Source organism: Streptomyces sp. NPDC050856 (assembly GCF_040653855.1).
Taxonomy (GTDB): domain Bacteria; phylum Actinomycetota; class Actinomycetes; order Streptomycetales; family Streptomycetaceae; genus Streptomyces.
Window position 1 is genome coordinate 1 of the sequence record NZ_JBFAGV010000017.1, and the last position, 13,872, is coordinate 13,872.

At 73.5% G+C, this 13,872-nt stretch carries 14 protein-coding genes; 5 read left to right on the forward strand and 9 right to left on the reverse strand.

Going from position 1 to position 13,872, the window contains the following annotated elements; all coding sequences use genetic code 11:
* Positions 1–218 precede the first annotated feature (218 nt).
* Positions 219–827 (forward strand): XRE family transcriptional regulator, encoded by a 609-nt coding sequence (locus tag AB0H53_RS17210; protein ID WP_362113216.1) that lies wholly within the window; start codon positions 219–221, stop codon positions 825–827.
* A gap of 92 nt (positions 828–919) precedes the next feature.
* Here the strand turns inward: AB0H53_RS17210 and glnA are convergent, their stop codons facing one another.
* Positions 920–2,329 (reverse strand): type I glutamate--ammonia ligase, encoded by a 1,410-nt coding sequence (glnA, locus tag AB0H53_RS17215; protein WP_362113219.1) that lies wholly within the window; start codon positions 2,327–2,329, stop codon positions 920–922.
* 241 nt (positions 2,330–2,570) lie between these two features.
* On the opposite strand from glnA, the gene AB0H53_RS17220 reads away from it, so the two are divergent.
* Positions 2,571–3,041 carry an RDD family protein gene (locus AB0H53_RS17220; RefSeq protein WP_362113222.1) on the forward strand — a complete coding sequence of 157 codons (471 nt, stop codon included), beginning with the start codon at positions 2,571–2,573 and terminating at the stop codon, positions 3,039–3,041.
* Between the two features lie 91 nt (positions 3,042–3,132).
* On the opposite strand, the gene AB0H53_RS17225 is transcribed toward AB0H53_RS17220, so the two are convergent.
* The 4 genes from AB0H53_RS17225 to lipB form a co-directional block, all read right to left on the reverse strand.
* Positions 3,133–3,840, reverse strand: a complete 708-nt coding sequence (locus tag AB0H53_RS17225; protein WP_362113224.1) for a DUF4191 domain-containing protein — start codon at positions 3,838–3,840, stop codon at positions 3,133–3,135.
* Positions 3,841–3,850: 10 nt separating this feature from the next.
* Entirely contained in the window at positions 3,851–4,120 is a 270-nt protein-coding gene (locus AB0H53_RS17230) for a hypothetical protein (protein WP_362113552.1), read from the reverse strand.
* A 225-nt stretch (positions 4,121–4,345) separates the two neighbouring features.
* Positions 4,346–5,299, reverse strand: coding sequence for a lipoyl synthase (gene lipA / locus AB0H53_RS17235; protein WP_362113227.1), 954 nt, complete (start codon positions 5,297–5,299; stop codon positions 4,346–4,348).
* Positions 5,300–5,410: 111 nt separating this feature from the next.
* Positions 5,411–6,265 (reverse strand): lipoyl(octanoyl) transferase LipB, encoded by an 855-nt coding sequence (lipB, locus tag AB0H53_RS17240; RefSeq protein WP_362113230.1) that lies wholly within the window; start codon positions 6,263–6,265, stop codon positions 5,411–5,413.
* 212 nt (positions 6,266–6,477) lie between these two features.
* On the opposite strand from lipB, the gene AB0H53_RS17245 reads away from it, so the two are divergent.
* Positions 6,478–7,977, forward strand: a complete 1,500-nt coding sequence (locus AB0H53_RS17245; protein WP_362113233.1) for a regulator — start codon at positions 6,478–6,480, stop codon at positions 7,975–7,977.
* 216 nt (positions 7,978–8,193) lie between these two features.
* Here AB0H53_RS17245 and AB0H53_RS17250 read toward each other — a convergent pair whose 3' ends face one another.
* Together AB0H53_RS17250 and AB0H53_RS17255 are read right to left on the reverse strand one after the other, a co-directional pair.
* A complete protein-coding gene (locus AB0H53_RS17250; protein WP_362113236.1) occupies positions 8,194–9,534 on the reverse strand; it encodes an NAD(P)/FAD-dependent oxidoreductase in 1,341 nt (446 codons plus the stop codon).
* Between the two features lie 341 nt (positions 9,535–9,875).
* Positions 9,876–10,784 (reverse strand): TIGR01777 family oxidoreductase, encoded by a 909-nt coding sequence (locus AB0H53_RS17255; protein WP_362113239.1) that lies wholly within the window; start codon positions 10,782–10,784, stop codon positions 9,876–9,878.
* A gap of 34 nt (positions 10,785–10,818) precedes the next feature.
* Here AB0H53_RS17255 and AB0H53_RS17260 point away from each other — a divergent pair, with 34 nt between their 5' ends.
* The gene (locus tag AB0H53_RS17260; protein ID WP_362113242.1) at positions 10,819–11,322 is read left to right on the forward strand and encodes a GNAT family N-acetyltransferase; all 504 of its coding nucleotides are present in this window, start codon (positions 10,819–10,821) and stop codon (positions 11,320–11,322) included.
* On the opposite strand, the gene AB0H53_RS17265 is transcribed toward AB0H53_RS17260, so the two are convergent.
* A complete protein-coding gene (locus AB0H53_RS17265; protein ID WP_362113538.1) occupies positions 11,319–11,834 on the reverse strand; it encodes a DUF4240 domain-containing protein in 516 nt (171 codons plus the stop codon). The genes AB0H53_RS17260 and AB0H53_RS17265 overlap by 4 nt on opposite strands.
* Positions 11,835–11,932: 98 nt before the next feature.
* Here AB0H53_RS17265 and AB0H53_RS17270 point away from each other — a divergent pair, with 98 nt between their 5' ends.
* Positions 11,933–12,865: an SDR family oxidoreductase gene (locus tag AB0H53_RS17270; protein ID WP_362113245.1), complete on the forward strand. Its 933-nt coding sequence runs from the start codon at positions 11,933–11,935 to the stop codon at positions 12,863–12,865.
* Here the strand turns inward: AB0H53_RS17270 and AB0H53_RS17275 are convergent.
* Complete coding sequence (locus tag AB0H53_RS17275) at positions 12,856–13,845, reverse strand: WYL domain-containing protein (protein ID WP_362113248.1); 990 nt, start codon at positions 13,843–13,845, stop codon at positions 12,856–12,858. The two genes, AB0H53_RS17270 and AB0H53_RS17275, sit on opposite strands and share 10 nt — an antisense overlap.
* Positions 13,846–13,872 lie beyond the last annotated feature (27 nt).

Sequence of the window (13,872 nt, forward strand, 5' to 3'; positions counted from 1 at the left end):
GTCCACGACGGCGACCTTGCGGCGGGAGCGGCCGAGGAGCAGGGCGGTGTTCAGTCCGGCGGCGCCGGCGCCGATGACGACGGCGTCGTAGAGGGTGTCGGTCGGTACGTTGTTCGGGTGCTGCGAATCGCTCATGGGCGATCACCTCCGCGCACAGAGTGCGCCCGTAACCCGAAAGCGGCAATCTTTGTTGCCAGTTCCGGGACGAGCGCGGTGCAATGGGCGGCGTGGAGCACTCAGTCGACATCGCCCAAGCCCTGTCCGAGGTCGGTCCCCGTCTCAAGCGGCTGCGCACCCAGCGGGGAGTGACCCTGGCGGCGCTCTCCGAGGCCACCGGAATCTCCAAGAGCACCCTCTCCCGCCTGGAGTCGGGCCAGCGCCGCCCCAGCCTGGAACTCCTGCTGCCCATCTCGCAGGCCCACAAGGTCCCGCTGGACGAACTCGTGGGCGCCCCCGAGGTGGGCGACCCCCGCATCCGCCTCACGCCCAAGCGGGTGGACGGCAACACGATCCTGCCCCTGACCCTCCAGCCCGGCCCCCTCCAGACGTACAAGATGGTCATCCCGGCCGCCGGCAGCGCACCGGAGCTCTGCACCCACGAGGGCTACGAGTGGCTGTACGTGCTGTCCGGCCGCCTGCGCCTGATCCTGGCCGACCACGACCTGATCCTCGGCCCCGGCGAGGTCGCCGAGTTCGACACCCGTCTGCCCCACTGGTTCGGCAGCACGGGCGACGCCCCGGTGGAGGTCCTCAGCCTCTTCGGCCGCCAGGGCGAACGGATGCACGTCCGCGCCAAACCCCGCCCCCGGCACACCCCCGAGCCTTGAACGCGCCCCCGCCGCCGGAACGCGCCGGGGCCCCGCCGACTCCGGTGCGGAGTGGGCGGGGCCCCGGAAAGGGCGCGCGACGCGCGGCCGTCCTAGAGGTCGAAGTACAGCTCGAACTCGTGCGGGTGCGGGCGCAGCTGGATCGGGGCGATCTCGCTGGTGCGCTTGTAGTCGATCCACGTCTCGATCAGGTCGGACGTGAAGACGCCACCCGCCTGCAGGTACTCGTTGTCCTGTTCCAGGGCTTCGAGGACCGCCGGGAGGGAGGTCGGGACCTGCGGGACGCCCGCGTGCTCCTCGGGGGCCAGCTCGTAGAGGTCCTTGTCGATCGGCTCGGCCGGCTCGATCTTGTTCTTGATGCCGTCGAGGCCGGCCAGCAGCAGGGCCGAGAAGGCCAGGTACGGGTTGGACGACGGGTCCGGGGCGCGGAACTCGACGCGCTTGGCCTTGGGGTTCGAGCCGGTGATCGGGATACGCATCGCCGCGGAGCGGTTGCGCTGCGAGTAGACCAGGTTCACCGGGGCCTCGAAGCCGGGGACCAGGCGGTGGTAGGAGTTCACCGTGGGGTTGGTGAAGGCCAGCAGCGACGGCGCGTGCTTGAGGATGCCGCCGATGTAGTAGCGGGCGGTGTCCGAGAGGCCCGCGTAACCCTGCTCGTCGTAGAACAGCGGGTCGCCGCCCTGCCAGAGGGACTGGTGGACGTGCATGCCGGAGCCGTTGTCGCCGAAGATCGGCTTCGGCATGAAGGTCGCGGTCTTGCCGTTGCGCCAGGCGACGTTCTTCACGATGTACTTGAAGAGCATCAGGTCGTCGGCCGCGGCGAGCAGCGTGTTGAACTTGTAGTTGATCTCCGCCTGGCCGGCGGTGCCGACCTCGTGGTGCTGGCGCTCGACCTGGAGGCCGGCGGCCTCCAGCTCCAGGGAGATCTCGGCGCGCAGGTCGGCGAAGTGGTCCACCGGCGGGGCGGGGAAGTAGCCGCCCTTGTAGCGCACCTTGTAGCCGCGGTTGTCCTCGACCGCACCGGTGTTCCAGGCGCCGGCCTCGGAGTCGATGTGGTAGAAGCCCTCGTTCGCGGCGGTGTTGAAGCGCACCGAGTCGAAGACGTAGAACTCGGCCTCGGGGCCGAAGTACGCGGTGTCCGCGATGCCGGTGGAGGCGAGGTAGGCCTCGGCCTTCTTCGCGATGTTGCGCGGGTCACGGCTGTACTGCTCGCCCGTGATCGGGTCGTGGATGAAGAAGTTGATGTTCAGCGTCTTGTCGCGGCGGAACGGGTCCAGGCGCGCCGTCGACAGGTCCGCGCGCAGCGCCATGTCGGACTCGTGGATCGCCTGGAAGCCGCGGATGGAGGAGCCGTCGAAGGCGAGCTCCTCGGACGGGTCGAACGCCGTGGCCGGGATCGTGAAGTGCTGCATGACACCGGGAAGGTCGCAGAACCTGACGTCGACCATCTTCACGTCGTTGTCGGCGATGTACTTCTTGACGTCGTCGGCGTTCTGGAACATCCAACTCCTCCTACTCCCACCCGGGGAGGGGCGGGGTTGCAGCTCGGTCGTGCGGCCAGTGCGGTGGCCCACGCTGTCTCCGACCCTAGGCACGCGGGATTTCTCAGGCATGACCCATTTGTTTCGCCCAAGTTAACCGGCGCGCGCCCGGGTGTCGCGCGACACCGCGCCCGGGTCCGCGCCCGGGACCGCCCGCGTACCCGGGCGGAAGTGATCGAAACGGGCGCAGTACCGTTGACGGGTGGACAACAGGCAAGCAATCGGATCGTGGCTCTCCGGGCCGCGCGCGGCAGCCGAGGAGATGGGTGCCGACTTCGGCTACCGGGGCGAGCGCCTCGGTCTGCCGGAGCAGGGGCCGGGCGCCATCGCCCCGCTCGGGCGGCGCTTCGGCGCGCTCTTCCTCGACTGGACGCTCTGCATGGTGATCGCATACGGGCTGATCGCACGGGGTGACGGGAACAGCGCCGGCAACTGGGCCGTGATCGTTCTCTTCGTCCTGAGCGTGCTCACCGTCGGTACGCTCGGCAGCACTCCCGGCAAGTGGCTGTTCGGGCTGCGGGTCATCTCCGTGGACGGCGAGCGCCTCGGCGCCGGCCGGGTGATCGTACGCAGCGCGCTGCTCTGTCTGGCGCTTCCCGCCCTGGTCTGGGACCGCGACGGCCGCGGCCTGCACGACCGCCTCTCGCACGCCGTGCAGGTGCGGAGCCGGTAGACGGGCCCGCGCGAGCGGGTACGCACGGACGGACGAGAGGGGCTCCCCGGCGACGGGCCGGGGAGCCCCTCTCGTCCGTCCGTGCGCGACGTCAGCGCATCTTGCCGCCGCGCGGCATCCGCGTGCCCTTCGGCATCGGTCCCTTGGGCAGCGGCATGTTGCTCATCAGGTCGCCCATCGCCCGCAGCCGGTCGTTGGCCGTCGTCACCTGGGGGCCGCTGAGCACCCGGGGCAGCTTCAGCATCGTCGTACGCAGCTTCTTCAGCGGGACCTGGCCCTCGCCGGTGCCCACCATGATGTCGTGCACCGGGACGTCCACCACGATGCGGGCCATCCGCCTCTTCTCGGCCGCCAGCAGCGTCCTGAGCCGGTTGGGGTTGCCCTCGCCCACCAGGACGATGCCCGCCTTGCCGACGGCGCGGTGCACGACGTCCTGGTTGCGGTTCATCGCCACCGCCGGGGTGGTCGTCCAGCCGCGGCCCACGTTCTCCAGGACGGCGGCGGCCGCGCCGGGCTGGCCCTCCATCTGCCCGAAGGCCGCCCGCTCGGCGCGGCGCCCGAAGACGATCGCCATCGCGAGGAAGGCCAGCAGGAAGCCCAGGATGCCCAGGTAGATGGGATGACCGATCAGGAAGCCGATCGCGAGGAGGACGCCGAAGACGACGATCCCCACGCCCGCGAGGACCAGACCGACCCTGGGGTCGGCCTTCCGGGTCATCTTGTACGTCAGGGCGATCTGCTTCAGTCGCCCGGGGTTCGCAGCAGCGTCACCGCTGTCTGAGTTTGCCTTCCTCGCCATGCTCTGAAGTTTACGTGGCCCGCGAGGCGTGGCCAGCCACGGCCTCCAGTACGTGCTGCGCCTCCACCCGGTCCCTGGCCCGGCGCCGGTCCTCCAGCACGGAGGTCCAGGCGTTGCGGCGGGCGGTGCGCTGTCCGCCGCCCAGCAGCAGGGCCTCGACCGCGCGCAGGGCGTCGGCGACGGACGGGAGGGCGTTGACGTGTACCTCGCGTACCTCACGTACGTCGGATGCCTCGCGGACGGTGCGGACAGTGCGTACGGGACGGGTCGCGGCCTGCATGTCGGAGGTCCCCCTCGGAGCGGGTTCGGCGGGAACGGCTGCGGTGCGTGGAGCCAGCGTCACTGATTGGTGTTACCAGGGCGTGACCGACCGGTCAAACACCGATGAAACGCCGGTGGGCGCTCCCCGAATCCTGACGCGGCCCGCACACCTCCGCCACCTGCGGAGAACGTGCGGGCCGCGCCGAACGGGCCACTACTGGCCGGTAATGACTTGTGCGCCAATTCACGCGGCCGCTTGGCCGCGGCGGTCCATCGCCTGCTGGAAGAGGCGTCCGGCGCGGTAGGAGGACCGGACCAGCGGACCCGACATCACGCCCGAGTAGCCGATCTCCTCGGCCTCCTCCTGGAGCTCCACGAACTCCTGCGGCTTGACCCAGCGCTCCACCGGGTGGTGTCGCACCGAGGGGCGCAGGTACTGAGTGATCGTGATCAGCTCGCAACCCGCGTCGTACAGGTGCTGGAGCGCCTCACTGACCTCCTCGCGGGTCTCGCCCATGCCGAGGATCAGGTTCGACTTGGTGACCAGACCGGCCGCGCGGGCCTCCGTGATCACCTTCAGGGAGCGCTCGTAGCGGAAACCCGGACGGATCCGCTTGAAGATCCGCGGCACCGTCTCCACGTTGTGCGCCAGCACCTCGGGGCGGGCGGAGAAGACCTCGGCGAGCTGTTCCGGTACCGCGTTGAAGTCCGGGATCAGCAGCTCGACCTTGGTGTGGCCGCCCTCGCGGCCGGCGGTCATCGCGTGGATCTGCCGCACCGTCTCCGCGTACAGCCAGGCGCCGCCGTCCTCCAGGTCGTCGCGCGCGACGCCGGTGATGGTGGCGTAGTTCAGGTCCATGGCGACGACCGACTCGCCCACGCGGCGCGGCTCGTCCCGGTCCAGCGCCTCCGGCTTGCCCGTGTCGATCTGGCAGAAGTCACAGCGCCGGGTGCACTGGTCACCGCCGATGAGGAAGGTCGCCTCGCGATCCTCCCAGCACTCGAAGATGTTGGGACAGCCCGCCTCCTGGCAGACGGTGTGCAGACCCTCGCTCTTGACGAGCTTCTGCAGCTGGTTGTACTCGGGGCCCATCTTCGCCCGAGTCTTGATCCACTCGGGCTTGCGCTCGATGGGGGTCTGGCTGTTGCGGACCTCCAGGCGCAGCATCTTGCGTCCGTCGGGTGCGACTGCGGACACGGCTGGCTCCTACGGCTTCGATTCCTCGGCGAACACCAGGGTACGCCCGATAAAAGTGTGGCCTTGCGTCCGGCCAACCTCAGGCCGGCGAGACCCATTCCCAGGCGCGGCCTAGGTGGCCGCGGTGGCGCCGGCCGACACGGCCGGTGCCGGCGCGGGCGCCGGTGCCGCCGGCTCCGCCCGCCCGGTCTCGCGCGGCTGGAGCTCGGCGTTCTCCAGTACGTCCCGCAGGTGGCGCTCGGCCACCGGCAGCACCTCGGCGACGGTCACCTCGCGGCCCAGCTCCTGGGCGAGGGACGTCACGCCCGCGTCCCGGATGCCGCACGGCACGATCCGGTCGAACCAGGTGTTGTCCGGGTTCACGTTCAGAGCGAACCCGTGCATGGTGACGCCCTTGGCCACGCGGATGCCGATCGCCGCCAGCTTGCGGTCCTCACGGCGCTGGCCGGCGTTGGACGGGGCGTACTCGGGGCCGTTCAGCCTCGGGTCGAACTCCTCGTCGTGCAGCCGCGGGTCGAAGTCCAGGGACAGGCCGCCCGGCGACGGCCGCGCCGACACCGGGTCCCCCAGCACCCACACACCGCTGCGGCCCTCGACCCGGCTGGTCTCCAGGCCGAATTCGGCCGCCGTGCGGATCAGGGCCTCCTCCAGGCGGCGCACGTGGGCCACGACGTCCACCGGGCGGGGCAGCTTCATGATCGGGTAGCCGACGAGCTGACCGGGGCCGTGCCAGGTGATCTTGCCGCCGCGGTCCACGTCCACGACGGGGGTGCCGTCCAGCGGGCGCTCACCCGGCTCGGTGCGCCGGCCGGCCGTGTACACGGGCGGGTGCTCCAGCAACAGGCAGGTGTCCGGGATCTCGTCCGCGAAGCGGGCGGCGTGGACCTCACGCTGCTGGTCCCACGCCCTCCGGTACTCGACGGCCTCCTCGCCGAACCCCAGCCGGACGAAGTGCAGCTCACTCACGGCAAACGCCTCCTCTTGTGTGCGCCCTCGCCACTGTACGGCCGTCACGGCGGCGGCGGTCGGGCAGGTCGACGGCGTCAGCGCCGCCCCAATCCTCACACGATCGGATGAATGTGGGGCGAAGGTGGCGGTACGGACGTCCCGGGCGGTTAAATTCGCGCCGTTCCAAGGGGCTGGCACCCCGGCCCGGAAGGCAGGAGACCGTACAGCTGATGACGGATCGACCCCCGCAGCGCACGCCCAACCGCCAGCTCGCCGCCCTGATCGCCGAAGCCGGGTTCTCCAACGCGGGCCTCGCCAGGCGGGTGGACCAACTCGGACTCGAACACGGCCTCGACCTGAGGTACGACAAGACCTCGGTGACCCGGTGGCTGCGCGGGCAGCAACCGCGCGGCACCACACCGGCGCTCATCGCCGAGGTCTTCACCCGCCGCCTGGGCAGACGCCTGTCCGCCCAGGACCTCGGGCTGGACGCCTGCGCCCCGGTGTACGCGGGTCTGGAGTTCGCGGCCACGCCCGACGAGGCGGTCGACATCGTCAGCGGGCTGTGGCGCAAGGACTCCGGCAGCCACGCCGAGCTGCGCAAGATCGCCTTCACCCCGGCCGGTCTGGTGGTGCCCAGCCGCGACTGGCTGATCGGCCGGCCCGACGACCGGGTGGGGCGCGGCGACGACCGGACGGGCCGGGGCGACGTCCCGCAGCAGACCGCACCGGGCCCCCGGCCCCCGGCCCGCGTCCCGCCCCAGGGACGGCCGTCGGTGCCCCGCCAGCGGTGCCCCGAGCGCTCCACCGACCGGGTACCGGGCCAGCGCGTCACCGGCGGGGACATCGCCGCCCTGCGCTCGGTCGGCGAGCTCTTCCGCACCCTGGACCACGCCTACGGCGGCGGGCACGCGCGCCAGGCCCTCGTCCGCTACCTGGAGCACGAGGCGGAGCCCATGCTGCGCGGCAGCTACGGGGAGGCGACCGGACGGCGGCTGTTCGGGGCCGCCGCCGACCTGACCCGGCTGGCCGGCTGGACGTCGTTCGACATCGCCGCGCACGGCCTGGCCCAGCGGTACTTCGTCCAGGCGCTGCGGCTGGCCCAGGCCGCCGCGGACCGCGCGTACGGCAGCTACGTCCTGGTCACCATGAGCCGCCAGGCCGTCCACCTCGGGCACGGGCGTGAGGCGGTGCAGCTCGCCCGCGTCGCCCAGCAGGGCGTCGGCTCCTCAGCGCCGCCGGTCGTCCAGGCCATGCTGCACGCCGTCGAGGCGCGCGGCCACGCCGTCCTGGGCGAGGTACGGGCGTGCACCGCCTCGCTGGTGCGGGCCGAGCGTGCCCTGGACGGGGCCCGGCCCGGCGACGACGTGCCGTACTGGGCCCGGTTCTTCGACGAGGCGCAGCTCGCCGACGAGTTCGGGCACTGCCACCGGGACCTCCAGCAGTACCGCGCGGCGGCACAGCACGCGGAGCGCTCGCTCCATTTGCGCGCCCCCGCCTTCGCCCGCAGCCGCCTCTTCTGCCGCGTGGTGCTGGCCTCAGCCCGCCTGGGCCTGGGGGAGCTGGACCAGGCGTGCGCGCTGGGGGCGGAGGCCGCCCACCAGGCGTCCGAGATGCGCTCGGCACGGGCGGTGGAGTACGTACGGGACTTCGAGCGCCGCCTGGAGCCCTACCGGGACGCCGCAGCGGTACGCGCCTACCGGGACCGGGTGGCCGCCCTGACCGCCTAGCGCCGGCCGCCCGCGCGCGAGGTGCCCGCACGACCGGGCACCTCGCGCCGGGCCGGGCCCCGGGGGCCCGCCGATCTCGCCGGGCTCGCGTCACCCGGTGCCGCGCCTCGCCGCGTGGTCGTCGGCCGCCGTGCTCCACAGTGGCTCCCTCCTCCGCCCCGCGATCCACGGCACCGGACACCGCTCCCCGATCCGGCCCGATCGACCGGACACCCCCTAGGCCGCCGCCTTCAGGGCCACGGTGCCGTACCCGGGCTGCATGCCCAGGTCCCGCAGGATCGCGTGGGCGGCGCGGCGGCCCGAGTACAGGGCGCCCTGGGCGGTGCTCGTGTCGCGGTGGTCGCCGCACACGTACAGCCCGGCCAGCAGCCGCACCGGGCGGCGCAGGTCGTGCGGCGGCGGCATGGCGGGCACGGCCTCCGGGTCGTGGTGCACGGCCAGCAGCTCCCAGTCGTCGGTCGCCGTCCCGTACAGCGCCGCGAGCTGTCCGCGCGCCCGCCGGTCCAGGTCGTCCGGCGGGTCGCCGAGCACCGTGGAGCTGATCAGGACCCGGCCGTGCGGCGCCCGTGACGGGTCCACCTCGCTCATCACGGCGGAGTGCGAGACCGGGCCCGTGCGGTCGGCGTCCAGCACCAGGGCCCGGCCGGCCTGCGGGGGCGGCGCGGGAGCGGTGTGGTGCAGCACGGTCACCTGGTGGAAGGGCGGCACCCGCAGTCCCGGCAGCAGCTCGGCGGCGGCCCGGGCGCCGGTGGCCACGACCAGGGCGCGGCAGGACAGCTCACCCAGCTCGTCGGTGACCACCCGGCTGATGGAGGCGTCCCGCACCCGTACCCCGGTGCGCACCGTGCCGGGCGGCAGCGCCTCGGCCAGCCGCTCGGCCAGCGTGGCGGCGCCGCCCGCCGGTACGCACGTCCGGCCGCGCGCGAAGCCCCGCAGCGCCAGGTCGGCGGCCCTGCTGGACGTCGACAGGTCCGGGTCCAGGAGGAGCGCCGACAGCAGCGGGCGCAGGAACCGGTTGACGGTACGGGCCGGCAGGCCCCGGTTCGCCAGCGCCTCCAGCGCCGCCCGCTCGGGCCGGGCCAGCAGGCGCGTGGTCGAGGTGTCCGCCAGCCGCCCCAGCGCGGCGCCCAGCCGCGCCTGGTCCAGCGGGCGGGGGGCGCTCGCGAGGGCGCGTGCCCGGGTCAGTGCTCCCCCCACGCCCCGGGAGGCGGGTGCGGAGCCCCACCGGCCGTGCCCGGCGTCGCCGGTCCGCGGCTCGGCGGTCCGGTGCAGCCGGCCCTCGCTGTGCACCAGCACCCCCGGCTGGAACATCCGCAGCTCGGCGCCGCTGAGGCCCGGGGTGCGGCGCAGCTCCGGATAGGAGGTGTTGAGCAGCTGTCCGATGCGGTCGAGGCGGAAGCCGTCGACGTCCTCGGTGGCCGTCCGGCCGCCGACCCGGGAGGCGGCGTCCAGGACGCTGACCGTGAGTCCGGCACTGATCAGCCGGTGGGCCGCGGACAGGCCCGCGAGCCCGGCTCCGACGATGACGACGTCCGCGTGATGTGCGGTGCTGAGCACGTGTCCCTCCCCGAGGACGGCGGTTCGGTGCGTGGGTGGCTCATGCCCTCGATCGGGCGACGGAATGCCCCGCTTCCGCCCCGAGCGTAGGGCCCCGGTGGAACGGGCGCAGTCGCGCGTGCGGGGTTCACCGGAGCACGGGGGGCACGCGCGGGTGTTCCCCGCCGCGGACGGCGTCGCTCCGCGGGGACCGGGCCCCTCGGCGGGCCCGCGGCCGTCCCGGCCGGGGAGACGGGCCGGGCCCCGCGGGACGCCCGGGTACCGGAGCGCGGGGCCCGCCCGGGCCGTGCCGGTGGGCGGCCCGTCCAACGGCGGACGCCGCCCCGTCCGCCGGGGCGGTCCTACGCCGCCGCCGCGATCGCCGTGTCGATCGTGGGGAAAGCGAACCGGAAACCCGACTCCAGGAGGCGGGACGGCAGGACCCGCTGGCTGCCCAGGACGTCCTCGGCGAAGTCGCCCAGGGCGAGCCGCAGGGCGGGGGCCGGTACGTGGAGGAGGGCCGGGCGGCGCAGGACGCGGGCCATCGCGGCGGTGACCTCGCGGTTGGTGACCGGGTCCGGCGCCGTCAGGTTCACCGGCCCGGCCAGCGACCCGGTGTCCACGATGTGCCTGAGGGCCGCCACCTCGTCGTGCAGCGCGATGTAGCTCCAGTACTGGCGGCCGGAGCCGAGGCGACCGCCGAGGCCGGCCCGGAACAGCGGGAAGAGCCGGCCCCAGGCACCGCCCCGGCGGGCGACGACCAGCCCGGTGCGGGCGTACGCGACCCGGATGCCCGCCGCCCGGGCGGGCGCGGCGGCCGCCTCCCAGTCGACGCACACCGACGGCAGGAACCCCGCACCGGCGGGTGCCGTCTCGTCCACGGCCCGCGTCCCGGTGTCGCCGTAGTAGCCGATCGCCGTCCCGCACACCAGCACCTCCGGCGGGGTGTCCAGCGAGGCCAGGGCCCGGGCCAGCGCGGCCGTGCCGAGCACCCGGCTGTCCCGGATCTCCCGCTTGTACGCCTCGCTCCAGCGCCGGTCGCCGACGCCCGCCCCGGCGAGGTGGACGACCGCGTCGCAGCCGGTGAGGCCGGCCACGTCCACATGCCCCCGCCGGGGATCCCACTCGACCTCGTCACCGGTCCGGGCCGGGTGCCGCACCAGCCGCACCACCTCGTGGCCGTCGGCCCGCAGGGAGCGGACGAGGGCCGAGCCGATGAGCCCGCCGGAGCCGGTGACCGCGATACGGGACGGGGTACGGGGAAATCGCATGAGGTTCATCCTGCCCGCATGGCACAGTGCGCGCATGAGCGCCCCGCACATCCGCATCGCCCGTGAGTCCGACGATCCGGCCCTCGCCGAGCTCGACCGCCGGACGTGGTCGACGCTGCACGCCGTGCAGCCGGAACCCCAGCCGCCCTACGGCCCGTTCTTCGACGCCGGTCACCGCCCCGAGGACTTCCTGGTCGCGGTGGTGCCGGACGGACGGCCGGCCGGATACCTGCGGCTCGTGCCCGCCACCCGCCTCGCCTGCAACGCGCACGTGCGGCAGATCCAGGGGCTGGCCGTCGCCGAGTGGGCCCGCGGCCGCGGGATCGCGCGGGCCCTGCTGCGCGCGGGGTTCGACGCGGCGCGCCGCCAGGGGGCCACCCGCGTCACCCTGCGCGTCCTGGGGCACAACACGCCCGCCCGCACCCTGTACGAGTCGGAGGGGTTCGTGGTGGAGGGCGTCCTGCCGGGGGAGTTCTTCCTGCACGGCAGGTACGTCGACGACGTCCTCATGGGCCGTGCCCTGACCGGAACCCCCTAGGCCCCGAAGCGTTCCCACAGCCGGGGGAACCGATCGGCCAGCGCCTCGTCGTCGAAGTCGAACGGGGTGCCCGCCGGCTCGGCCGGCTGCGCCGGGATGCCCAGCTCGGGCGGAACGGTGCCGGTGAGCTGCTCGTAGGCCTCGTCGGCCGCGTACCCCAGCTCCTCGCCGTCCCCGTCCAGCTCCTCGTCGAACTCCTCCAGCAGCTCCGCCAGCGCGTCCGGGTCGTGCACCGCGCCCTCGTACACCTCCCGCCCCTGGCCGATCAGCCAGCAGCGGAAGTAGTCGAACGCGTCGTCGGACGCGCCGCCCAGCAGGACGGCCGCCGCGCCCCACAGCTCCCAGGTGTAGGCGCGGTTGTAGCGGGCCTCGAAGTGCCGGGCGAAGTCCAGCACGGAATCCGGGTCGAGTTGGAGCAACCGTTCGACCAGCAGTTCGGCATGCTCCTCGGGGTCACCGTCGGCGGCCTCGCGCGCGCTGTCGATGATCTCCCAGAACTCCGTTTCGCCCATCACGGGACAAGCATCGGGGTTGCGGGGGAACGACGCACGCGGAGCAGCCGAAATGAAACCTGACAGGAGGTGTCGGGATTCGCTGCCACGGTGGCGGTATGACGACGAACCACACCACCGACAAGCCGCTCGCGGGCCGGATCGCCCTCGTCGCGGGCGCCACGCGGGGCGCCGGCCGCGCCATCGCCGTACAGCTCGGGGCCGCGGGCGCCACCGTCTACGCCACCGGACGCACCACCCGTGACCACGTCAGTGAGGTCGGCCGGCCGACCGAGACCATCGAGGGGACCGCGGAGCTCATCACGGCGGCCGGCGGCGAGGGCGTCGCGGTACCCACCGACCACCTCGTACCCGACCGGGTGCGGGAGCTGGTCGACCGCGTCGACCGGGAGCGCAGCCGACTGGACATCCTGGTCAACAGCCTGTGGGGCGGCGACCACCTGATCCCCTGGGGCAGGAAGATGTGGGAGACCGACCTGGACCAGGGGCTGCGGATGCTGGAGCTCGGCGTGCGCAGCCACGTGATCACCAGCAGCTTCGCCCTGCCGCTGCTCGTACGGCGGCCGGGCGGACTGGTCGTGGAGATGACCGACGGGACGGCCGAGTACAACCGGCGCTTCCGGGAGAACTTCTACTTCGACCTGGCCAAGAACGCCCCGCTGCGGATGGCCTTCGCCCTCGGCGAGGACCTGAAGGAGGTGGGCGGCACGGCGGTGGCGCTGACCCCGGGCTTCCTGCGCTCCGAGGAGATGCTCGACCACTTCGGCGTGACCGAGGAGAACTGGCGCGACGCCTGCGCGCGCGAGCCGCACTTCGCCGTCGCCGAGTCCCCGGTGTACGTCGGCCGGGCGGTGGCCGCGCTCGCCGCCGACCCCGACCGCCACCGCTGGAACGGCCGGTCGCTGTCCAGCGGACAGCTCGCCGAGGAGTACGGCTTCACCGACGCCGACGGCTCCCGGCCGGACGGCTGGCGGTACTTCGTCGAGGTCGTCCACGGGGGCAAGCGGGCGTCGGCGGACGACTACCGCTGACCGGCCGCGGGGTCCGTGGCGTACAGCGCGGCCGTCCGGGCCGCCGCGCCGGCCAACCGCTCCCGCAGCGGCGGCGGCTCCAGCACCTCGGCCTCCGGCCCCAGGCCCAGGAGCTGGGTGTACGCCACGTCCTCGGACTCCACCGGCAGGGTGACCGTGACCCGGCCCGCCGCGTCGGGCGGGCCCGCCGCCCCGAGCGCCTCACGGGCGGCGGCCGGGTCCGTCACGTACGGCAGCGTGCGGGCACCCGCCCCGGTCAGCCGCACCACCACCTCGGTACGGAGGATCGAGCGGGCGAACTGCGCCGCCCGCTCCTCCCAGAACACCGGCAGGTCGAAGTCCCGGTCCCGGACGAAACGCTCGTCGCCGAGCGCCACGGCGGAGAACCGGTCGACCCGGTACACGCGGAACGACTCACCGGCGCGGGCGCACAGGTACCAGACGCCCGCCTTGAGCACGAGCCCGTACGGCGCCAGCTCCCGCTCCACCTCGGTGTCACCGCGGCGGTAGCGGGCCGAGACCAGCCGGTCGTCCCACACCGCCTCCGCGAGGGTGGGCAGCGGCTCGGGCGTCTCCGGCTCCTGGTACCAGCCCGGCGCGTCCAGGTGGAAGCGCTGCGCCGCCGAGGCGGGCGCGTCCCGCAGCGCCGGAGTCAGGGCCGCGGACACCTTCAGGCGGGCCGCCGACGCGGCGTCCTCCAGTCCCATCTGGCGCAGCGCGCCCGGCACCCCGGACAGGAACAGCGCCTCGGCCTCGCCGCGCGCCAGCCCGGTCAGCCGGGTGCGGTAGCCGCCGATCAGCCGGTAGCCGCCCGAGCGGCCCCGGTCCGCGTACACCGGGATGCCCGCCTCGGACAGGGCCAGCGCGTCCCGGGTGACGGTCCGCTCGGAGACCTCCAGCTCCCGGGCCAGCTCGGCGGCGGTCATCGACGGCCGCGACTGGAGCAGGAGCACCATCTTGATGAGCCGGGCAGCGCGCATGGACCTCATCATGCAGGAGCCCCCGGC